At 64.7% G+C, this 21,225-nt stretch carries 20 protein-coding genes; 2 read left to right on the forward strand and 18 right to left on the reverse strand.

All coding sequences use genetic code 11. The features are described from left to right. Window positions 1–6 precede the first annotated feature (6 nt). From CNQ84_RS08090 to CNQ84_RS08115, 6 genes are all read right to left on the reverse strand, one after another. Window positions 7–300 carry a putative quinol monooxygenase gene (locus tag CNQ84_RS08090; protein WP_096004383.1) on the reverse strand — a complete coding sequence of 98 codons (294 nt, stop codon included), beginning with the start codon at window positions 298–300 and terminating at the stop codon, window positions 7–9. Continuing rightward, complete coding sequence (locus CNQ84_RS08095) at window positions 301–1,449, reverse strand: XdhC family protein (RefSeq protein ID WP_096004384.1); 1,149 nt, start codon at window positions 1,447–1,449, stop codon at window positions 301–303. Between the two features lie 19 nt (window positions 1,450–1,468). Next, a complete protein-coding gene (locus tag CNQ84_RS08100; RefSeq protein ID WP_096004385.1) occupies window positions 1,469–2,695 on the reverse strand; it encodes a cytochrome c in 1,227 nt (408 codons plus the stop codon). Between the two features lie 3 nt (window positions 2,696–2,698). Further along, window positions 2,699–4,891, reverse strand: a complete 2,193-nt coding sequence (locus CNQ84_RS08105; RefSeq protein WP_096004386.1) for a xanthine dehydrogenase family protein molybdopterin-binding subunit — start codon at window positions 4,889–4,891, stop codon at window positions 2,699–2,701. Beyond that, the gene (locus CNQ84_RS08110; RefSeq protein ID WP_096004387.1) at window positions 4,888–5,349 is read right to left on the reverse strand and encodes a (2Fe-2S)-binding protein; all 462 of its coding nucleotides are present in this window, start codon (window positions 5,347–5,349) and stop codon (window positions 4,888–4,890) included. Before CNQ84_RS08110 ends, CNQ84_RS08105 begins: the two co-directional genes overlap by 4 nt. Window positions 5,350–5,563: 214 nt before the next feature. Continuing rightward, on the reverse strand, window positions 5,564–6,526 hold the full coding sequence (locus CNQ84_RS08115) for a LysR family transcriptional regulator (RefSeq protein WP_096004388.1): 963 nt from the start codon (window positions 6,524–6,526) through the stop codon (window positions 5,564–5,566). An 89-nt stretch (window positions 6,527–6,615) separates the two neighbouring features. Between CNQ84_RS08115 and CNQ84_RS08120 the strand changes: the two genes are divergently transcribed. Then, the gene (locus CNQ84_RS08120) at window positions 6,616–7,923 is read left to right on the forward strand and encodes a serine hydrolase domain-containing protein (protein ID WP_096004389.1); all 1,308 of its coding nucleotides are present in this window, start codon (window positions 6,616–6,618) and stop codon (window positions 7,921–7,923) included. Here CNQ84_RS08120 and CNQ84_RS08125 read toward each other — a convergent pair. The 10 genes from CNQ84_RS08125 to CNQ84_RS08170 all read right to left on the reverse strand — a co-directional run bounded on the left by CNQ84_RS08125 (window position 7,920) and on the right by CNQ84_RS08170 (window position 17,192). Next, on the reverse strand, window positions 7,920–8,825 hold the full coding sequence (locus CNQ84_RS08125) for an SdiA-regulated domain-containing protein (RefSeq protein WP_096004390.1): 906 nt from the start codon (window positions 8,823–8,825) through the stop codon (window positions 7,920–7,922). The genes CNQ84_RS08120 and CNQ84_RS08125 overlap by 4 nt on opposite strands. A gap of 70 nt (window positions 8,826–8,895) precedes the next feature. Next, entirely contained in the window at window positions 8,896–10,371 is a 1,476-nt protein-coding gene (gene amn, locus CNQ84_RS08130) for an AMP nucleosidase (RefSeq protein WP_096004391.1), read from the reverse strand. A gap of 55 nt (window positions 10,372–10,426) precedes the next feature. Continuing rightward, window positions 10,427–10,900 (reverse strand): nickel-responsive transcriptional regulator NikR, encoded by a 474-nt coding sequence (gene nikR / locus CNQ84_RS08135; RefSeq protein WP_096004392.1) that lies wholly within the window; start codon window positions 10,898–10,900, stop codon window positions 10,427–10,429. 7 nt (window positions 10,901–10,907) lie between these two features. Continuing rightward, a complete protein-coding gene (locus CNQ84_RS08140) occupies window positions 10,908–11,540 on the reverse strand; it encodes an energy-coupling factor ABC transporter ATP-binding protein (RefSeq protein ID WP_096004393.1) in 633 nt (210 codons plus the stop codon). Then, window positions 11,537–12,196: an energy-coupling factor transporter transmembrane component T family protein gene (locus tag CNQ84_RS08145; RefSeq protein WP_096004394.1), complete on the reverse strand. Its 660-nt coding sequence runs from the start codon at window positions 12,194–12,196 to the stop codon at window positions 11,537–11,539. The genes CNQ84_RS08140 and CNQ84_RS08145 overlap by 4 nt, the downstream gene beginning before the upstream one ends. Beyond that, window positions 12,193–12,807, reverse strand: coding sequence for a cobalt transporter CbiM (gene cbiM / locus CNQ84_RS08150; protein ID WP_096004395.1), 615 nt, complete (start codon window positions 12,805–12,807; stop codon window positions 12,193–12,195). Before cbiM ends, CNQ84_RS08145 begins: the two co-directional genes overlap by 4 nt. After that, complete coding sequence (locus tag CNQ84_RS08155) at window positions 12,807–13,295, reverse strand: hypothetical protein (protein WP_096004396.1); 489 nt, start codon at window positions 13,293–13,295, stop codon at window positions 12,807–12,809. Before CNQ84_RS08155 ends, cbiM begins: the two co-directional genes overlap by 1 nt. Then, on the reverse strand, window positions 13,282–13,992 hold the full coding sequence (locus CNQ84_RS08160) for a DUF4198 domain-containing protein (RefSeq protein ID WP_096004397.1): 711 nt from the start codon (window positions 13,990–13,992) through the stop codon (window positions 13,282–13,284). The genes CNQ84_RS08155 and CNQ84_RS08160 overlap by 14 nt, the downstream gene beginning before the upstream one ends. Before the next feature lie 24 nt (window positions 13,993–14,016). Beyond that, window positions 14,017–16,011, reverse strand: a complete 1,995-nt coding sequence (locus CNQ84_RS08165) for a TonB-dependent receptor (protein WP_096004398.1) — start codon at window positions 16,009–16,011, stop codon at window positions 14,017–14,019. A 215-nt stretch (window positions 16,012–16,226) separates the two neighbouring features. Beyond that, window positions 16,227–17,192, reverse strand: coding sequence for a helix-turn-helix transcriptional regulator (locus tag CNQ84_RS08170; protein ID WP_096004399.1), 966 nt, complete (start codon window positions 17,190–17,192; stop codon window positions 16,227–16,229). 206 nt (window positions 17,193–17,398) lie between these two features. Here CNQ84_RS08170 and CNQ84_RS08175 point away from each other — a divergent pair, with 206 nt between their 5' ends. Further along, window positions 17,399–19,618: a TonB-dependent siderophore receptor gene (locus CNQ84_RS08175; RefSeq protein WP_096004400.1), complete on the forward strand. Its 2,220-nt coding sequence runs from the start codon at window positions 17,399–17,401 to the stop codon at window positions 19,616–19,618. Window positions 19,619–19,668: 50 nt separating this feature from the next. Here the strand turns inward: CNQ84_RS08175 and CNQ84_RS08180 are convergent, their stop codons facing one another. Both CNQ84_RS08180 and CNQ84_RS08185 read right to left on the reverse strand, forming a co-directional pair. Further along, the gene (locus CNQ84_RS08180) at window positions 19,669–20,007 is read right to left on the reverse strand and encodes a YegP family protein (protein WP_096004401.1); all 339 of its coding nucleotides are present in this window, start codon (window positions 20,005–20,007) and stop codon (window positions 19,669–19,671) included. Between the two features lie 108 nt (window positions 20,008–20,115). Further along, complete coding sequence (locus tag CNQ84_RS08185) at window positions 20,116–21,186, reverse strand: AraC family transcriptional regulator (RefSeq protein WP_096004402.1); 1,071 nt, start codon at window positions 21,184–21,186, stop codon at window positions 20,116–20,118. Between the last annotated feature and the right edge of the window lie 39 nt (window positions 21,187–21,225).

Genomic DNA, 21,225 nt, shown 5'->3' on the forward strand with positions numbered 1-21,225 from the left:
GGGTAGTCAGGGCACTGCATCCAGCAGCATGACTTCGCGCTCGGCGATCAGACCGTCCAGCGCCTTGCCCATCGCCAGATAGTGCGGCGCCTGGCGGTGTGCCTCAATGGCCGCCATGTCGGCCCACTGTTCAACAAACACAAAGCGCTGATGATCGCTGCGGTCATGGTGCAGCACATAGCCCCGGCAACCGGCTTCGGCACGGGAGGGGGCAACGGCGCGGTGCAGAATACCCGCGACCTTCTCTGCGGCGCCGTCAGCAGCGCGCAGTACGGCAACAATGGTGATGGTGTCAGACATCTAGCTATTCTCGTTCAAGGAAAGGGAAGCAACCCGGGCATGCCGTTCAACGGTGACCGGGTCATGAATGGCCGAACGCCGCGCTTGCAGCTTACCGCCCTGGCGCTGGTGCAGCACCGCGGTGATCTCGGCCAGCACCGACAGGGCAACGGCCTCCGGGGTATCGCCGCCCAGATCAAGCCCAACCGGATAGTGCAACTGCGTCGGCAGCGGCCGTTCAACGCCGGCCAGCAGCCGCTCGGTACGCTCGCGCGGCCCCAGCTGACCGATGTAACAGGCCGATGAACGTAGCGCGAGCGCCAACCAGCAGGCATCCTGCTGCAGGCTATGGGTCATGATGACCACGGCGGCGTCTTCCAGCAGTGGCATCAGGTGCTCCGCCGTCGCCAGGTCCTGGTGCAGGACCACATGGGCATCAGCAAAGCGAGAGGCTCGCGCAAAGTGGGCACGGCTATCGACCACGGTTACATGCAGGCCCTGCAGCCGCGCCATGCGCACCAGCGGCTGCGCGTCATGACCGCCGCCAAAGATCACCAGGCGCCGAGCGGGCCGCAGCGGCTCAACCAGCACGTCCAGCGACGTGCCGTCAGGCAGTTCAAAGGCATGCAGACTGGCCCGCCGGGCATGCCACGCCTGCTCCAGCACCGGCAGCAGTAGCGCCCGCACCGACGCCGGCAGGTTGCCGCGCAAGGCGCCGTTGCGCTCCAGCAGCAGGCGCTGGCCAAGCCACTCCGGTTGCCCCCCGTTGACCACGGTGGCCAGCAGCTTGGGCACGGACAGGTCGCGACAGGCCTCCAGCAACAACTGACATGCAGGCGAGTGCACGCGCTCGAACAACAGGTGCACGGTACCGTTGCAGCCCAGACCAAAGCGCACTGCTGCATCGCCGTCCTCGGCGTCCTCGGCGGTGCTGTAGCTGCGCAGCGCCGGGCCACGCTCGGTCAGCCACCAGGCGGTGCGCGCCACTTCGCTCTCCAGACAGCCGCCACTGACCGTGCCAGCGGTCTGCCCAAGCGCGTTGATCAGCATGCGCGCGCCAGGCCGGCGATAGGCGGAGCCCTCTACCTTGACCACAGTGGCCAGCACGGCCTCCTCGCCCAGCGCCCGGGCCGAGTCGACCGCCTCCAGCAATTGCTCCAGCCCACTCATACCCGCTCTCCAAACTGGCTCAATGGCCTGTGTTGCCGCGCCGCGCGGCGACGTCGTCAGCACTCAGGCTGGCGCCAGTCTGGCCAAAATGCTGCAGCACAAAACTGCCGACGGCAGCCAGTTCGGCATCCTGATAGGCCTTGGCAAAGTTGGGCATCTGCTGGTCCACCCGCAGCTCAGGCGCCGTATGCCCGCGCAGCAGGATATTCAGCAGGTTGGTGCCGGCCGGGTCGTTCACGGTCTTCAGGCCGGACAGGGTCGCCACCGGGCTCTGCGTGCCGCTGCCGTCCCAGCTGTGACAGCCCGCACAGGCACCGGCAAACAACTGGCCCCCCAAACCGGCATCACTCACCGGTTCAGCACTGGCCGAGACCGGGTCAGGACGCTTCACGCCCTCGCTCTGCGGCTCGGTGGTGAGCAGGTAGGTCGCGATGGCCGACAAATCGTCGTCACTCAAGTGACGCAAGCTGTGACTGACCACATCACCCATCGGCCCACTCGCTACACCTTTGCCCGGGGCATAGCCCTTGCCAAGGTAGCTGACCAGCTCGGCGGGCGACCAGGCACCAATACCGTGAGCCGGGTCGCTGCTGATGTTGTAGGCCTGCCAGCCCTGCACCAGATTGCCGGCCAACGGCTGGCTGCTGCTCAGCGCCTGGGCAAAATTGCGCGGCGTATGGCACTCACCGCAATGGCCAGGGCCCTCTACCAGGTAGGCGCCACGGTTCCACGCCTCGGACTGAGACGGATCAGGCTCAAAGCGCTCGTTGTTGTGGAATACCAGGTTCCAGAAGAACATGCCCCAGCGCTGGTTGTAGGGGAAACTCAAGGTGTTCTCCGGCACTGTATTGCTGACCGGCTCCAGGCTGAACAGGTAGGCCTTGATCGCCTGCACCTCGTCATCCGGCATCAGCGTGTAGGAGGTATAGGGAAACGCCGGGTAGTAGCGCTTGCCGTCCTTGCCGACACCCTCGTGCAGGGCACTGAGGAACTCGGCATCACTCCAGTCGCCGATTCCGGTTTGCTGATCCGGCGTAATGTTGGGCGAATACAGCGAGCCGAACGGCAGCTTGAACTCGACACCACCGGCAAAGGGCTCGCCGCCGGGTACCGTGTGGCAGGCCACACAGTCAGCGGCTGCCGCCAGATACTTGCCGCGCTCGATCAGCGCCTGATCATCGGCCTGTACGTGCAGACTCAGGGCGGCCAGAGCCAGCCCGCCAAACAGGGTTTTGCTCGAATGCATGGCTCAGGCTCCTTTTACCGGGAAGTATCCAGCGCGGCTCAGCGGCAGACGGCGCAAGCGCTCGCCACTGGCAGCCGCCAGTGCATTGAGCAATGCCGGGCCGATCAGCGCAGTGCCGGTCTCACCGACCCCGCCCGGGTCCTCGCTGCTGGGCACGATATGCACCTCGACGCCAGGCGCTTCATTGATGCGCAGTTGCCGGTAGTTGTGGAAGTTGCTCTGCTGCACCTGCCCCTGCTCAAGGGTAATCTCGTTGAACAGCGACGCTGACAGGCCAAACAGGGTGCCGCCCTCAATCTGCGCCAGCACCGAGGTGGGGTTGGTCACCAGGCCGCAGTCGATGGCGCTGACCAGGCGCTTGATGCGAACGCCCTTGTCCGCTTGCACTTCCAGCTCGACCACGGTCGCAACGAAACTGCCGAATACCGCGCTCACCGCGATGCCTCGGCCCTGCCCGGCAAGCAACGGCGTCTGCCAGTCGGCTTTTTCGGCGGCCAGTTTGAGCACCGCCTGAGCACGCGGATGCTGGCCCATCAGCGCCAGTCGATAGTCAACCGGGTCCTTGCCCGCCTTGTGCGCCAGCTCGTCGATAAAGCACTCCAGCGCCAGCGTGCTGCGCAGCGGCCCAACGCCCCGCCACCAGGACACCGGGATCGCCTTGGGCTCCTCGCGGATGTAGTTGACCTGCAGGCTGTCCAGCGCATAAATCGGGTCGATCGCCACTTCCACCGCATCGCTGTCCACGCCGCTCTCCGGCAGGCTGCCGATGTAGCGCGCCAGCACCGAGGCACCGGCGATGCGATGCTGCCAGCCCTGCAGTTTGCCCTCGGCATCGATTGCCGCGGTCAGGCGATCGACATAGTGCGGGCGATACATATCGTGAGTCATGTCTTCTTCGCGGCTCCAGATCAGCTTGATCGGATAATCAACCTGCTTGGCAATCGCCACCGCCTGGGTAATGAAGTCAAAGTCCAGCCGCCGGCCGAACGCGCCGCCGATCAACTGGTTGTGCACCTGCACACGTTGCAGCGGCAGACCACTCACCGCAGCAGCGGTCTGCTGGGCGAACGCTGGCACCTGGGTGCCCACCCACAGCTCGCAGGCATCGGCGCGCACCTGCGCCACGCAGGTCATGGGCTCCAACGGTGAGTGCGACAGGAAAGGTTGCTCGTACACCGCCTCGAAAGTGCTGGCCGCGCCACTCAGCGCCGCGTCGATGTCGCCACTGCTGTGCGCGACCACACCATCCTTGCTGCTGGCGCTGTGCAGCGCCGCATCCAGCTGCTCGGAGTCGATGCCCGCGTGCTCGCCCAGCTCCCACTCCACGGTCAGCGCCTGGAGTCCTTGCTGGCAGGCCCAATAGTTGGTCGCGGTGACCGCCACGGCGTTTTCCAGGGTGACAACGTCACGCACGCCCGGCACCTGCCGCGCTGCGCTGGCATCAACCGCTTTGAGCTTGCCGCCGTACACCGGGCAGGTCAGCGTGGAGGCCACCAGCATGCCCGGCACCTGCAGATCGATGGTGAACTGCGCCTTGCCGTTGACCTTGTTCGGGGTATCCAAACGGGGCGCGGGCGTGCCCAGCAGACGGAACTGTTCCGGCGTCTTGAGCACAACCGACTCCGGCAGCGGCAATGCACTGGCGGCATCCACCAGCTCGCCGTAGGGCAATTGCTGGCCAGCAGGCCCGTGCACCACGCCTTCACGCGCCTCGCACTGCGCGGCATCCACACCCCAGCGCGCCGCCGCAGCCTGAATCAGCAGTAGCCGCGCAGTTGCCCCGGCCTCACGCAGCGGTTGCCAGGAATGCCGGGTGGAGGTGGAGCCACCGGTGGCCTGAAACTGCATCAGCGAGTCGGCATACAGGTCGCTGTCCGGCGGCGCATCCTCGACACTGACCGACGACAGCGGCACCTCCAGCTCCTCGGCCACCATCATCGCGATGCCAGTATGCGCGCCCTGCCCCATTTCGATCTTGGGCGAAATAACCGTCACCAGGCCGTCATGCCCAACCCGTACATAGGCGCCGTAGCCCCGCGGCGCCTGATCCCCCAGGCGCCCGGCGGCGGTCACCTCGGCCGCTACGCTGTGCGGGATAAAGCCCGGCAGCCAGGTGCTGAGCACCAGCCCACCCAATGCGGCACCTGAGCCTTGCAGAAACCGCCGGCGTGATACGCCATTGTCTGACGGGCTCATGCGGCACCTCCGGCATCCACGTCCCTGATCGCCGCGCGGATGCGCGTGTAGGTGGCGCAGCGGCACAGGTTGCCCGCCATGCCCGCGTCAATTTCGGCGTCGCTCGGCGCGGGCTGGCGCTGCAACAGCGCGGTAGCCGACATGATCTGCCCCGACTGGCAGTAGCCGCACTGCACCACCTCATGGTCCAGCCAGGCCTGCTGCACCTGGGCGCCGAGCGCAGACTGACCAACAGCCTCGATGGTGGTAACTGCCCGGCCAGCAGCCGCGCTGACCGGCAGCACGCAGGAACGTACCGCCTCGCCGTCCAGGTGCACGGTACAGGCACCGCACTGAGCGATGCCGCAACCGAACTTGGTGCCGGTCAACCCCAGCACGTCACGCACCACCCAGAGCAGCGGCATATCATCAGGCACGTCCAGCTGATGCTGGGTACCGTTCACGGATAACTGAATCATTGGAACCTCGTCAGGCTACGGGTTTCTTGGTTTTTTCTAATCAATCTAGCAGCTGTGGCAGGTGTGACACAGATAAAGGCCAGCCCCAGGAAATGAGACAATCAGCGACGCTAAAGCCGCGTCCCGCCACTGCGCAATCTACAGACAGATGGGAACAAGGATAACCAGCGCGCCGCGCCAGCCGATAGCCCAATACCACGGCAGCCTTGCACGATCAGGCAATAGCGCCGTCCGACTGACCGCCGGCCTGCAGGATCATCGCCAGTGCGCGCTGCGCTGGCGGCGAGAGCGTACGGTTGGTCAGTTGAATGAGGTGGCTGCGCAGTTGATAGCTCCGCGCGGGCAGTTCCGGGGCAAGCCGCTCCGTCAGATCCAGCAGGCGACCGGACTGCACCTCTTCGCCCAGCCAGCCCTCCCAGGTGTACAGCAGGCAATCGCTGTGCAAGACCGTTTCACGCAGCAGGTGCAGATTGTTGCAGCTCATCAGCGCCGGAGGGCGAGTCTCGGCCGGCAAGCCCAGCAAGGCAAACAACTGCAGCACCGAGGTATCGTCCAGCAACGCTGCCGACCAGGGATACCCCAGCAGGCGTTGAGGCTGAACCGGTGAGTCTGCCACCAGCAACGGATGCCCACGCCGACAGTAGATGGCCGTCTGTCTGGAGGGCAATGCCGTGACCTGCAGGCGCGGATCCTGCAAGCGCAGGTCTTCGTGCCGTTCGCCAGTCCCGCCCACCAGAAACTCGATACGCTCCTGCTCCAGGTGGCGCAGCAGGTTTTGCCAATGGTCGACCTCCACATTCAGGCGCAGGCCGGGGCACTCCCGACGCAGCCTCGGCAGCACCGTCTGCATGAAGCTGTGTGCAGCCATCAGCCCCACGCCAAGGTTGAGCTCGCCGCCTTCGGCATTAGCCAGGTACTGGGCAGACGCGTTGAGATTGTCAGCACGTCGCAGCAGGTCGCGGGCCTGAGTCAGCAGCTGCCGGCCCGCCGCCGTCAGCTGCACGCTGCGCGTGCCCCGATCAAACAAACGCAATTGCAGGTCACTCTCCAGCGACTGGATGCTGCGGCTGAACGCCGTCTGGGACAGGTGCGCACGCTTGGCGGCACGCGAGAAGTGCAGCTCCTCGCTGAGCAGTACCAGATGACCGAGACGCCTCAGGTCTATTGATGAACTCATCGCATTAATAACCAGCTATAGATGCATTGGACTATCCATATAGCACCAACCGATACTGAAAGAACAACAAGAGCAAAGGAATCCACCGCATGAAACCAGCGACACACCGGCAGCTCGGCTGCCTTACCCTGCTACTCGGCAGCCTGATGAGCGGCCCCGCCAGCGCACAAACGCCACTGGATGCCAAGGCCAGCGACCCGCAGGTCATGGGCTGGATGCAGGGCTTTCCGCCGGCCGCCGACAAACAGGTGACCTTCAACAATTATCTGCGTTTCCCGCACACCCGCTGGGCCTTCTCGCACATTCGTGAACTACTGCCGACCGCGACGGTGGGCCGCGCGGGCACGGCCGCCAGCCCGCTGCCGCAGGCGCCACGCACGGATATCGACGCACTTGAATTCCAACTGACCGACGGCACCTCCATGACCTGGGCCCAGTCACTGGACGCCAACTACACCGACGGCATCATCGTGCTGCATCGCGGCAAGGTGGTGTACGAACGCTACATGGGTGCATTACAGGCCGACCGCCCGCATATGGCCTTTTCAGTCACCAAATCGTTCATCGGCACCCTGGCCGCGATGCTGGTGGAAGAAGGCGTGCTGGATGCGCAGGCGAGCGTCGCCAGCTATGTACCGGAGCTGGCAGACAGCGGCTTTGGCGATGCCAGCGTGCGTCAGGTAATGGACATGACCACCGCCATTCGCTACTCGGAAACCTACTCCGATCCCGGTGCAGAGATCTGGGAGTACTCCCGTGCCGGCAATCTGATCCCGCGCCCGGCCGACTACAAAGGTGCAACCTCGCTGTACGCCTTCCTGCAGAAGGTCCAACCCGAGGGGCAGCACGGCGACGCCTTCGCCTACAGAACGGTCAACTCGGACGTCCTGGCCTGGGTGGTACAGCGGGCCACCGGCACCTCCTTTGCCGAGCTGCTGGCGCAGCGCATCTGGAGCAAGCTGGGTGCGGAACAGGATGCCTATATCGTGGTGGATCAGCTGGGCACCCAGTTTGCCGGCGGCGGCATGAATGCCAGCCTGCGTGACATGGCGCGCTTTGGCGAAGCGATGCGCAACAACGGGCGCTTCAACGGCCAGCAGATCGTGCCCGAGGCGGTGGTGGCCGACATCCGCGGCGGTGGCGATCCGGGCAAGTTTGCCAGCGCCGGCTACACCGCGCTGCCCGGCTGGAGCTACCGCAACATGTGGTGGGTGGCCGATGCCGAACAAGGCATGTTTGCCGCACGCGGCATCCACGGGCAAACCATCTATGTCGATCCCACGGCCGAGATGGTGATCGCCCGCTTTGCCTCCAACCCGATCGCCGCCAACGGCGCCAACGACCCTGTCTCCCTGCCCGCCTACGCCGCCTTGGCGCGACACCTGAACGCGCGCTAACGCTCCAGGCGGTAGAACAGGTTTGGCTCGCTGGCCACAAACAGCTCGCCGCGATCATCCAGGATCACGCCCTCGGGCTGGGGAATGGGGTCTTGCAGGCCCACGCCCCGTCCGAGCGAGCGCTGACTCAGCAGCTGCCCCTGCGGACCGAGTTCGAACAGCAATTGCGACTCATCACTGAGCAGCACCAGATGACCGCTGCGCGGCTCAACCGTGATGGCCGACAGGTCACTGGAAACACCGGCCTCATCAATCCACTGCGTCAAATCCTGCACATCCAGCTGCAGGTCGCCCTGCAGTGTGCTGCGCAGCCCGGCAACCCGATACAGCCGCTGCGGGTCGCGCTCCTTGACCAGATACAGCAGATCGCGGCTACGGTCGTAGGCGATGCCCTCGAAACCCTTGTTGTCGTCTGACACGCCGATACCCAGCGTCAGCTGGCGGGCATCGGCACGGCGCAAGGGCACATCACCGCTCGGCAGCGGCAGAATGCTGATGCGATGAACCCGTTCCTCGACAATCGCCAGCAGGCCATCGCCCAGCCAGGCCAGGTCTTCGGTGTCCTTAAAGCCGATCAGCGCGTGTTGCGCCAGCAGACTGCCCTGACGGTCGAGCACGAGCAGCTGCTCAGGGCCGGAGTTGGTAATCGCCAGCAGACGATCATGGTCGCCGTCGTGGGTGATCCCCGATAGATCATCACCGATGCCGGCCACCACCACGGCGGGCAGGGTGACACGGAAGTCCTGCAGTGACAGCGCCGAAGGCGGCAGAGGCGTAGCGGGCCGCAGCCAGCCAATCATATACACCGCCAGCATCAGTAATACTGCCAGCAGCGTCAGTGCGCGCATGCGCAAGCGCCAGCGCGGTGCGGACGCTACCAGGCGCTCAGATCTAGTGTGCATATCCACTCCCGGTCTTCAGACCGGGGATGATGCGCCACCCGCATGACAGCCGTGTGACGTCCGGGGGGGATCAGCGGAACGGCGGCTCGTCGAAACTGCGCAGCTTGCGCGAGTGCAGCGAGTCAAGCTGACTGCGCATCAACTCCAGCGCGTGAATACCGATATGCAGGTGCTGGGTCACCGCGCGCTCGTAGAACACACCCGCCGCGCCCGGCAGCTTGATCTCACTGTGCAGCGGCTTGTCCGAAACGCACAGCAGCGTGCCATAGGGCACGCGCAGTCGATAGCCCTGGGCGGCGATGGTGCCGCTTTCCATGTCCACCGCGATGGCGCGCGCCTGGTTGATCAGCGGGCGTTCCTGGGCCCAGCGCAGCTCCCAGTTGCGGTCATCGTAGGTCAGCACGGTACCGGTACGCAGGCGGCGCTTGAGGTCGTCGCCCTGCTCGCCGGTGACCTCTGCCGCGGCCTGTTGCAGCGCCTGCTGCACTTCAGCCAGCGCCGGCAGCGGAATGTTGGGCGGCAGTACCCGGTCAAGGATGCCGTCACGGCGCATGTAGGCGTGCGCCAGCACATAGTCGCCAATGGTCTGCGACTGGCGCAGGCCACCGCAGTGGCCAATCATCAGCCAGCAATGCGGCCGCAGCACGGCCAGATGGTCGGTGATGTTCTTGGCATTGGACGGGCCAACACCGATGTTGACCAGCGTGATGCCTTCACCTGGAGTGGCACCCTGCAGGTGATAGGCCGGCATCTGAAAGCGGTGCCAGACCACCGACTCGATGATCGCCTGCATCTCGCCCTCGGACATGCCGCGCTCCACCACCACATTGCCCGGCAGCACCATGCGCTGGAAGCGCGAGTCGCTCAGCAGCATGTCCAGACCGTGACGAATGAACTGGTCAACGTAGCGGTGGTAGTTGGTCAGCAGAATCCAGGGCTGCACGTGCCGCCAGTCGCTGCCGGTGTAGTGCACCAGTCGGCGCAGGGAGAAGTCGGTACGCGCCGCATCAAACAGCGACAGCGGCAGCGGGTCCCGGCCTTCCCAGTCGTAGAGACCGTCGGCCGTACTGTCGTTGGCGGCGGACAGGTCGGTGCTCGGGAACACCCGCGCCAGCTCGGCAGCCGTCACGCCAGAAGAGCCCAGCTCATCGCCCTGCTCCACCACGTAGGGGTAGGGAATGTTGGCCTGGCTCGGCCCCACTTCCACAGTGACGGTAAAGTCGGACATCAACGGCGTCAGTTGATCCAGCAGATAGCTGCGAAACGCCTCGGGCTGGGTCACGGTGATCGCATAGGTACCGGGCACCTGCACCTTGGCATAGGCGCGCACACTGCTGGGCACCTCACCCTGACAGTGATAGGTCAGGCGCAGCTCCGGATAGCGGAAGGCGCAGCGGTCGGCTCCGGGACTGGTGCGATCCTTGAGGTATTGCTTGAGCGCGCTGCGCAGCGCACTGGTGGCTTGCTGGTGCAGTGCAGCCAGGCGGTCGACAGCGGCCTCGGCAGAGTCGACCTTTACAAAATCATCGGGGCAAGCTGGGTTCACGGAAAACCTCTGTTCGGGTGTTCAGGGCAGACAACAAGACACTCGGCAACCCGTCTTAGCTCAATGGGCGCAAGTGCCTGTGTCGCGAGCTGTGGTCGTGACCGACGTGCTGATGCTCGTGATCATCTTCTGTCAGAGACACCTGATTTAACTGTCCGTGCCGCACGCCGCTCTCGGCCATGATGCGCTCGGCCAGTTGGCGCACCTGCCGGGTTGGCCCGCGCAGGATCGAACTGGCCAGGCAGTGGTCGTGGTCGATGTAGGAGAGCAGCGTGGAGACACTCAGGTCATGGTGCTCATGATGATGCCGGGCCAGGCGTTCGGCCAGCTCGCGCTGATGGTGATGGTAGACGTAACTGAGCGAGGCAACGCAGTATTCGCTCGGCTCCTGCGCCTGGCGGGCGCTTTCCAGTTCGGCGCGCAACAGGTCACGCATGGCTTCTGAGCGACTGCGATAGCCGCGCTCGGCGATCAGCGCGTCAAAAGCTTCGGCCAGTTCGCTTTCCAGGGAAATGGTAATGCGCTCCATGGGGTCCTCATGCGGGCAACGTCAGAATCCGGGTTCCCAGACGTTGTACCAGTGTCTGATCGTGGCTGGCAATCAGCATCGGCAAGCCGGTCTCAAGCAGACAGGTAAACAAGCGCTCGCAACTGGCCTGGTCCAGACCATTGCTCGGCTCATCCAGCAGCAGCACGCGCGGGTTCATTGCCAGCACCCCGGCCAGCGCCACCAGCCGCTGTTCACCGCCAGAGAGCTGCTGCACCGGCCGCTCCGCCAGATGCTCCAGCTGCAGCGAAGCCAGGGTACGCAGCGCCAGCTGGCCGGCCCGCTGGCGATCCAGTCCCTGATTGCGCGGCCCAAAGGCCACGTCATCAACCACCGTCGGGCCAAACAACTGGTCAACCGGATCCTGAAACAGCAACCCCAAGGGGCCACGCAGCGGGACAAAGTCGGCTTCGACAGAGCGCTCGCAGCCAAATACCTGCAGGCGGCCGGCCTGCAGCGGAACAAACCCCAGCAACGCGTGCAGCAGACTGGTCTTGCCGCGCCCGCTGGGCCCAAGCAGACACAGCCGCTCACCTTCATGCAAGGCAAAATCGGGCAACCCGAGCTGGCGCTGCGGTCCGCGCGCCAGACGCAGGCCGCTGGCCTGAATCAGCACGCTCATAGCGACTCCTGCCCTGTAGCCACACCCACCAGGTCTGCCTTGCGGGCCGGCGCGCGCACGCGTTGCGCGAGGCCGCGGGCCTGCATCGCCTGCGCCACCCGCTCGGCACGCAGTAACGCATGCACCAGAATCAGCGCGACCTGCAGAGCCAGCACTTCCAGCGTGCGCCAGTTGCAGCGGGGGCGGAACCCCCGCGCCTGCATTGCCCGCTGCACCTGCTGGCGCGTCTGCTGCATGACACCGAGGTAGCGCACCGTCAGCAGCAGCAACTGCGCCAGCCGTGCGGGCATGCCCAGGCGCGCTGCCGCTGCCGCCACATCAAAGGCGTTCATCCCCGCCAGCAGGGCAATGCACAGCAGACCGGCAATGTTGCTGCGCAAGCTGATATGCAGCGCCGCCTCGACACCTGCCGGATTCCACGCCAGGCCGCCACCCGTCCAATGCCAGGGCAACGTCAGCCAGACCAGCACCACGAAGAGATTCAGCAGCGCAATCCGACGTAGCAGCCAGCGGACTGAAGCCAGCCGCAGCACCGCCGCCACCAGCACGGCAACCCCGGCCACCAGCAGCAGCGCCAGCAATTGCCAGGTCTGCTGCAACAGGGCGGCGCCCAGTGCCCCGGCCAGCGCCAGCAACAACCGTTGCGGCGCGGTCATGGGCACAGCTCGCGGGTCATGTCGGGCAACATGCGCCACAACAGGTTGAGGGCCAGCGCGCTGATCAACGCATCGACCACAAACACCGGCGCATGAGTCAGCACCAGCATGCCGATCAGATGGTCAAACAGCCGGCCACCACTCAGATTCAGCACCAGGGCGGCCACCACGGCAGCACCACCGACGCCGATCAGCCCGCAACCGGCACCAACCAGAAGCAACCGGCGACGGCTCGGCTCACCGCGTAGCAGGGGCGCCAGCAGCACATGACACAGCAGCGCCGGCGCGGCCATGATCAGCAGGTTGGCACCCAGCACGGTAAAGCCACCAAAGGAGAACAGCGCGGCCTGCAGCAGCAGCGCGACAAAGAACAACGGAAACACCGCCCAGCCCAGCAGCAAGCCGGCCAGACCATTGAGGATCAGATGCACACTGCCCACGCCCACCGGCATGTGCAGCGTACTGGCGACCATAAAGGCCGCCCCCAGCAGTGCCGCCAACGGCATGCGCGCCTCATCCAGACGGCGCACACCCAGTGCGATACCGCCCGCCGACAACGCCGCGCAGCTGGCCAGCACCGGCAGACTGAGCACCCCTTCGGCGATATGCATCAGTGCGCTCGACCAGATTGACGGCTGCGCCACAGCGCCCAGAGGCCGAGCACGCCGACCAGATAGCCGATGCCGCCCAACACGTCTCGCCACCACAGATGCTGCTCCAGGCGAGCGATATCCTCACGCAGCAGCAACAGGCTTTGATTACTACCGCTGCTGCTCGGCACCTCACTGACCAGCGCCTGGGCGCGGTGCCCCTCCTCGCCCTCGGCAATAACCCGCATGCCACCGTCCTCGCGGGCGGCGAAGGTGAAACGGCCGTCCTCGCCGGTCTTGCTTTGCGCCAGCACCCTGCTGGCGTCTTCCGACGCCACCAGGGCCACGTAGATCGCAGCGGCCGGCGTGCCGTCGGAGTACAGCGCCAGACCGGACACCTGCCCCTCACTGTGCTGGGCGATCACATCCAGACCATGCGCCTGCACTGCTGCGGACGCCAGCCAGAGCAGCAACAGCAGCGCGGCACGCGTGAGCTCAGTCCTGGGCATGGAACACCAGGCTGTATTCCGTGCTGAGCTGGGTGTACGCCGGATTGTCGGCCACCGCCAGCCGTTGACCGGACCAGATGCGATTGACGCCACTGCGGGCGATCAGCACCGCGACACCCTCGGCGTCACTGACGGCATCGTCACCTTCCTCACCAAACGCCAGGGCAATGCCCTGCGCCGGCTGGCCGTCGATCAGCACTTTGAGCCGCACCGGCTGACCGGCGGCCGGAGCCTCGGCATCCAGCGGCAGCAGCTCGAAGGGCTGCCCCTGTGGCTGGGTTGCCTGCGCGTCCCAGCGCGCAATGTATTTGTGATACTTGACCGCGTTGACCGCCGACTCGGCACCCTCGACCTGGTCCATCGGCAGGTTCTCGCTGCGGCCATCCGGCAGTCGGCTCCAGATGCCGTTGTTGAAATACAGCGTCAGCACCGACGCCGGCTCGGCGGTTTGCAACCGCACACCGGCTGCCAGGTCCTCGCGGGCGACAGCCACCGGCTCACCGGCAGCATCGATGGCGCTGACCTGTTCCAGCTTGGCCGGCGGAAAGTCTTCCAGCACGCCGGCATGCCCGCCAAAGCGGACAGCATAGCCGTTCGCACTGTCGGTCGACTCAAGCCACACGGTATGCGCACTCACCAACGGGCTGAGCAACATCAGAGCGGTTGCCGCAAGCAGGCTGCGTAGGGGATAAGACATGGTAAAACTCCTTGTGCGCTAGGGTCAGAAACTCGCCTGGATGCCCAGGCTGACGCGGCGGGGCGCGCCGGTAGCATACCCGATGGTAGAGACGGTGGAGGCATAGACCTTGTCCGTCAGGTTCTCCACCGCCAGATAGGCGCGGTAGCCCGGGGTGCCCGGAACCAAACAGGACAGCGTGAAGTCGGTCACCCGGTAGCCGCCATCGACCAGTTGATTGCTGGCGTTGACTGCATAATCACCGATATCGCGCAGTACCAGCGAGCCTTCCCAATCCGGCAGCGGGCGCCAGTTTACCTGCGCGGTAGTGGTGTGGCTGGGCACGCCGGTCACCCGGTTGCCTTCCAGGGCAGCATCACGGTGCTTGCGAATCTCTGACTGCGCCGTGCCCCAGGCCAGCGACACATCCAGGCTGTCGGTCAGGTACCAGTAGCCCGAGACTTCCACGCCCTGACGCCGGGTCTCGCCAAAGTTCTCGTAGTCGCCGGCCGGATTGCGGCCGATCTCATCGCTGGAGTCGATACGGTAGGTCGCCAGGTCCAGCCCGAGGTCACGCCAGCTCAGCGTCATGCCCAGTTCGATCTGACGGAAGACGTTGGGAGAGACGCTGCTCGCGCCGAGCGAATACTTGGCGGTTTCCGGGGCGATGGCAAAGCCCTCGGCCCAGCTGCCGCGCAGCTCCAGCCAATCCAGTGGCTGCGAGCGAATGCCCAGTTTCGGGCTGGTGTGACTGACCGAGGACATGCGCTCGCACTCCGCCGTGGAGGTTTGCGCGCCTTCCAGGTCGCAATCCCCGGTGAAGCGGTCCCAGCGCAGCCCCAGGCTGGGCATGAACAGCGGGTGCAGCTGCCACTGCATCTCGCCAAAGGCCGCCAGGTTGTTCAGACTGAAGCGGCGATCCAGCTCCGGTAGCCCGACCCGCTGGCGGTATTGGGTGTTTTCATACTTCAGGTAGTCAGTGCGTTCACGATAGGTTTCGACGCCGGTGACCCAGGTAAGCGACCTGCCCGCCAGTTGGCTATCACCGTTGAGGTTGAAGCCGCCGCCCAGCACATCGCGGTCGTAGGTTTCCTCGCGCTGGGTCCAGACACCGCTGACCGGCCGGGTAAACCAGCGGCTGAAATCCTGCTGGGTATGGTAGACAAAGCTCAGCAGGCGCACATCGTCAGCCAGCTGGTAGTTGGCATCCAGGCGCAGGGTTCTGAAGTCCTTTTCGCTGCCGTCGTTCTGCACCTCGCTGTAGACCCCATAAGGGTCACGCTGATAGTCGGCGTAGGGCAGATAGGACGGGTTGTCTGCCTCGGCATGATGCAGACGGGTCGACAGCGCCACTTCCAGATCAGGGCTGAGATCCAGCGCCCAGCGCCCAGCCAGGGTCTGGCGATCGGCCTGCGACTGATCGCGGAAACCATCATCATGGACCGCCTGCACCGCCAGGTTGAGGCGCTGGCGCTCGGCCTCAAAGCCGCCGGCGGCCTGCAGATCCAGCTTGCCGAATTCTGCCGCGCTGATGTCCAGGTCACTGTAGTTGCCACCCCGGCGGCTCTGCAGCGTGACCGTGCCGGCCCGATTGTAGTTGCCATACAGCGCCGATACCGGGCCACGCAGCACATCGATACGCTCCAGCTCCAGCGGGATGACGACGTTCAAATCGCCGTAACCATCGGCGTGGGACATGGCCTCGTTGAGCGGAATGCCATCGACGACAAAGCCGATGTCTCCGCCGTGCCCGCCGGCACCAAAGCCGCGCAGCGAGATATTGTCCGCCACGCCCGGCAGCCCCAGCGTGCTGACATTCATACCCGGCACCTTGCGCAGCAGGCTTTGCACCTGATCAACGTGCGCCTCACGAATCTCGTCAGCGTGCAGACGGGTGACCGAATAGGCCTGATCGGTGATGTCGACCATGGCCTGGCCCTTGACGGTGATACTGGCCAGCGACAGGGGGTCAGTAGTGGCCAACGCGGGCAGCGGCAACAACAGGGCAGCCGCTAGCGGCGTAAGACGGGGGAACATCATCAGGCATCCTTATGCGAGGATCGATAACTGCACCACTCGACCGCCCCGATAGGAGCAAGCCGAGTGCAAGTATGAACAAATTAGCAAAGTTCACACCAAGTTCCACATTGACGATTTTCAGGGGCCTGCAGACGCACCGCCCCCCAGCACGCAGACGCGCCACGCACCACAAAAACGCACAAGGCGATTTTTTTGCACCAATAGCGTGCTACCAATTAGAGAAAACGCCGGACCTGTTGTGGCGTAGTACCAAAGGCGCGGCGGAAGGCGGTCGCAAAGTTGGCCGCGCTGGTATAGCCGGCCAGCGCGGCGGCCTCCTCGATGGACAGCCTGCCGGTGGCCAGCGCATCGAACGCCTGCTGCAACTTGCGCTGGCGCTGCCAGGCAAACAGCGACATGCCCTGCGCCGCCTTGAACTGCCGCTGCAGGGTACTGGCGCTGGTACCAACCTCTTGGGCGATCTGCTCCAGCGACCAGCCATCGGCTGTGTCGTTGATCAGCAGGTCCTGAACCCGGGCAATCAGCCGCTGCTCGTGCGGACGCAGGCTGCCCGGCACGGCAACGCCCTCGCCGGTCAGCCCGGCGATCACTTCATGAGCCAACTCCAGCGCGCGGCTCTCCTGCTGCAAGTGCGCCAGCAACGGATTGTCAGTCTGCTGATGCATACAGGCTTCAGCCAGCGCCAGCGCACGCGGCGAAGGCAACCAGCGCTGAACACGCAGATGACTGTTGGCCCCACCCAGCAGCCCTTGCAGGCTGCGCTGGGCATCAAATCCGCCGCCTTCGAACCAGTCGGGCGTCATGCTGATCGACAACTTGCGGATATGCTGGCCGCGACGCGCACGGCGACTGAAGGTGGCCCGCTCGGTCAGGGTGACCGCCATGCCCTCGGGGCGGCGAGCGTCGTGATTAAAGCACGGCGCGCGGTCGTCATAGCTGACATCGCTACGCCCCTGCAGAAACAGCACCAGAATAAGCTTGGGATCCACCTCAACGCTGGTCGAAAAGTCTTCCAGCTCGACGCAATCCGAGCAGTGCAGCGCCAGCCCGGAGCGTAGCCGCTGCCAGCTCAGGCGCCCTCGAAACAGCGGATTGCCTGCCTGCTGCGCCGACACCTGCACCTGTGCTCCAATACGCCGCACCAGTTCGCTGGCGCCGACCGTGTCCTGACGTTGACCCACCTGCTACCTCCTGGCATCGCGCAAAGATGACTGCCGGACAAAGAAAGCTGACGCCAGCGCAAAGCGCACCAGCATCGCGCTGTGGCAGACTACCCGCCGCATACAGCAAACGCAAATAGTTCGCATTAATGGTCGTCAGCCGGTCAGCCGCTGCATCCAGCCGTCCGACCCCAACCTTCTCCGCGCACCCAAAGAGGAATCTGCCGATGATTCAGGCACGCCACCTTTCCTGCTTCCGTTACAGCCAACTCACCGCTGCAGTGGTTCTGGCCCTGGGCCTGCCCGCAGCGCAAGCACAGACCGGCGAAGCGCTGGAACTGGACACCCTGGACGTGATTGCCACCGCCCAGGAAGAACTGAAGCAGGCGCCCGGCGTCTCCATCATCAACGCCGAGGACATCGCCCGCCAGCCGCCGGCCAACGACATCGCCGAGCTGCTGCGCAAACAGCCTGGCGTCAACCTGACGGGCAACAGCGGCTCCGGCGCACGTGGCAACAACCGGCAGATCGACATCCGCGGCATGGGCCCGGAGAACACCCTGATTCTGGTCGACGGCAAACCGGTTACCTCGCGCAACTCGGTACGCTACGGCTGGCGCGGTGACCGCGATACCCGTGGCGACAGCAACTGGGTACCCGCCGAACAGATTGAACGCATTGAAGTACTGCGCGGCCCGGCAGCGGCGCGCTATGGCAACGGTGCCGCTGGTGGTGTGGTCAACATCATCACCAAGGGCCCGCAGGCCGAACATCACGGCAACCTGACACTGTACAAGAGCATCGCCCAGCATGATGAAGAAGGCGGCAGCGAACGCGCCAACTTTGGCCTCAGCGGCCCGCTGACCGACAACCTCTCTTACCGCGTGTACGGCAACGTCGCCAAGTCGGAGATGGATGACCCGGACATCAACGACGGCCACACCGTCCCCAACCAGGCCACCGCAGGCCGTGAAGGCGTGCGCAACAAGGACATCAACGGCCTGCTCAGCTGGGCGCTGACCGATCGCCAGACGCTGGACCTGGAAGCCGGCTACAGCCGCCAGGGCAACATTTATGCTGGCGACAGCATGAACAACGTCGACTCAGCCGCATTGGAAGCTCGACGCTCGCCCTGGCTTGGCCGCGAAACCAACATCATCTATCGCCAGACCTACGCCGTCACCCACCACGGCGACTGGGACATCGGCAGCACGCTGAACTATCTGCAGTACGAAAACACCCGCAACCGCCGCCTGCAGGAGGGCCTGGCCGGTGGACCGGAGGGCAGCATCACCAGTACCGATTTCGGCACCATCGAGCTGGATACCCTGACCGCCCACAGCGAGATCAACCTGCCGCTCAACGGCTGGCTCGACCAGATGCTGACACTAGGTGCCGAATGGGTTGACCAGCGCATGGACGACCCCTTCTCCAACACCCAGACCACCACCGAAGCGGGTGAGGTGCCCGGTCTCTCCGGCACTGATCGCGACACCAAGACCGACGCGCAGATTGCCTCGCTGTTCGTCGAGAGCAACATCGAGCTGCGCCCCGGTACTACCCTGACGCCCGGCCTGCGTTTCGACCATCACAGTCTGACCGGCAGCAACTGGAGCCCCTCGCTGAACCTGTCCCAGGCCCTCAACGACGAGTTCACCCTGAAGGCCGGCATCGCCCGCGCCTACAAGGCGCCCAACCTGTATCAGAGCAACCCCAACTACCTGCTCTACAGCCGCGGCAATGGCTGCTGGGGTGGTGGCGGTGCATGCTACCTGATGGGCAACGAGGGTCTGGATGCGGAAACCAGCATCAACAAGGAGATCGGCATCGAGTTCCGCCGGGGCGAATGGCTCGCCGGCGTTACCTGGTTCCGCAACGATTACAAGGACAAGATCGAATCCGGCCGTAGCGCGGTAACCACCGCCACCGGCGGCAGCAATCCGGCCTACGCCGATGCCGACGTATTCCAGTGGAGCAACGTGCCGGAGGCCCTGGTCGAGGGGCTGGAAGGCACCCTGAACGTACCGGTCAGTCAGCAGCTCAGCTGGAATACCAACTTCACCTGGATGCTGCGCTCCGAGAACCGCGAAACCGGCGAGCCGCTGTCGATCATCCCCGAGTACACCATCAACTCAACGCTGGACTGGCAGGTCAGCCAGCCGCTATCGACCCAGGCCACCGTCACCTGGTACGGCAAGCAGAACCCGGGCAAGCTCGACTACCAGGGTAATGTGCTGACCGGCGACGCGCGCCGCGAGATCTCGCCCTATGCGCTAGTCGGCGTCAGTGGCCGCTACGCCTTCAGCGACAGCCTGAGCGTGAGCGCCGGCATCAGCAACCTGTTCGACAAGCGCCTGTATCGCGAGGGCAACAGCAACGTCGCCGGCGCCTACACCTACAACGAGCCGGGCCGGGTCTTCTACACCAGCCTGAGCACCTCGTTCTAGGGCGCACGGCTCCCGTCAGCGATGATGCGCTGACGGGAGCGGCAGCCGGCTCAGGAGTCGGTCTTGTCCTTTACCTCGGTGCTGCTGCCATTGTGCTTCACCGATTCGATACCCTTCTCGCAACTGGCCGCCGAGGCATACATCTGACTGCTGCCGATCACCTGATGGTTGGCGGCCTTGAGGTTGAAGTAGTGCCGGCCGTCACGCGCTTCCTTGCGCTCGTATCGCGTGTCGTCTGCGCAATTCTTCTGCACCGAGGCGATGCCGTTCTCGGCGCTGGCGCGCACCGTGTAGAGCTCACTGGTCAAAATCGTTTCGGCGTTGCCGGCCTTGAGGACAAAGCGAAACTGCCCGTCCGTACTCTTGCTCAGTTCATACCAACCAGCCATAGAAACACTCCTTATCCAACGTCGGTGGACTACCTGAGGCGCCTGCGCCCATGCAGGCGACCAGACCAGTATAGACGTGGATATGTGACTGTCTCAGCATCGAGCCAATCAGTCGCCAGGAGACAACGTATTTATGATCGCAGGCGCACCGAAGCCCGACGCCCCCTCACGTTGCGCGGTGCGCCAGCGTGAGGGGGCAAGGCCAGTCCAGCGCTTGAACGCACGCGAGAAACTGGCGGCCTCGCTATAGCCCAGCTGCGCGGCAATCGCATCCAGCCCCAGATCACTGTCGCCAAGCAGGCGCTCGGCCAGACGCCCACGGACGCGCTCAACCAGTTGACGAAAGGACTGCCCCTCGGCCGCCAGCCGCCGGTGCAAGGAGCGCTCCGATATGCCCAAGGTCGCCGCCACCGCTACCGCCGTCGGTGGCTCGCCCGAGTGAATGATCAGCACCTGCAACACCTGACGCGCCAGCGGCGACACCACATCTTCCAACCCCTCGCACAACTGACGGCACAGAGCCGCGCAGGCGTTGCGGGTGAGCGCATTGGCGAGCGGCAGCTCACTGACCAGATCCGCGTCGCCAATCAACACCGCGTTGCTGGCAGCGCCGCTGACGACGGGGCACTCGAAGTAATCTTCATACAGCTCGATGGCGGCCGGCCGCGATAACACCAACTCGACGCGCAGCGGGACAAACGGACGCTGCAGCAGCTCGCCGAAGATACGCTTCCAGACTGCCAGACCGCGCTCGGCAACCATGTCCTGTGCATCCGGCGGCAGCACACTGTGGTCCAGGCTCATGCGCACGCCGCCGTCGAACGGCAGCACCTGCACCGGGCAAATCGACAGTGTCAGTTCCCGAAACTGCGTGCTGACCAGCAAGGCTTCGTGCAGATTGCGGCAGGCCAGCATGGTGTAGCCCAATATCCCCAGGCTGGTCAGCTGATAGCAGCCGCCGACCCGAATGCCCAGCCCCGGCTCCGGGTGCTGCGCCACCAGATTGCGGATGACCGCAAGCTCTTGCCAGCGCTGGACTCTGACCCTGCCGCCGGCACCCAGCATGGCCTCGTCCAGCCCGCTGCCCTGCAGGCAGGCCTGCACCGAGCAACCCAGCGTGCGCGCGGTGCTCAGCAAGTAGCGCACGTTGGTGGCATCGCGTACCTCTCGCCAATTCATGCAGACCTCGTGGCAGTTATTGTCATGTCATGGCAGAAA

The sequence above is a fragment of the Pseudomonas abyssi genome, assembly GCF_002307495.1.
GTDB lineage: Bacteria > Pseudomonadota > Gammaproteobacteria > Pseudomonadales > Pseudomonadaceae > Halopseudomonas > Halopseudomonas abyssi.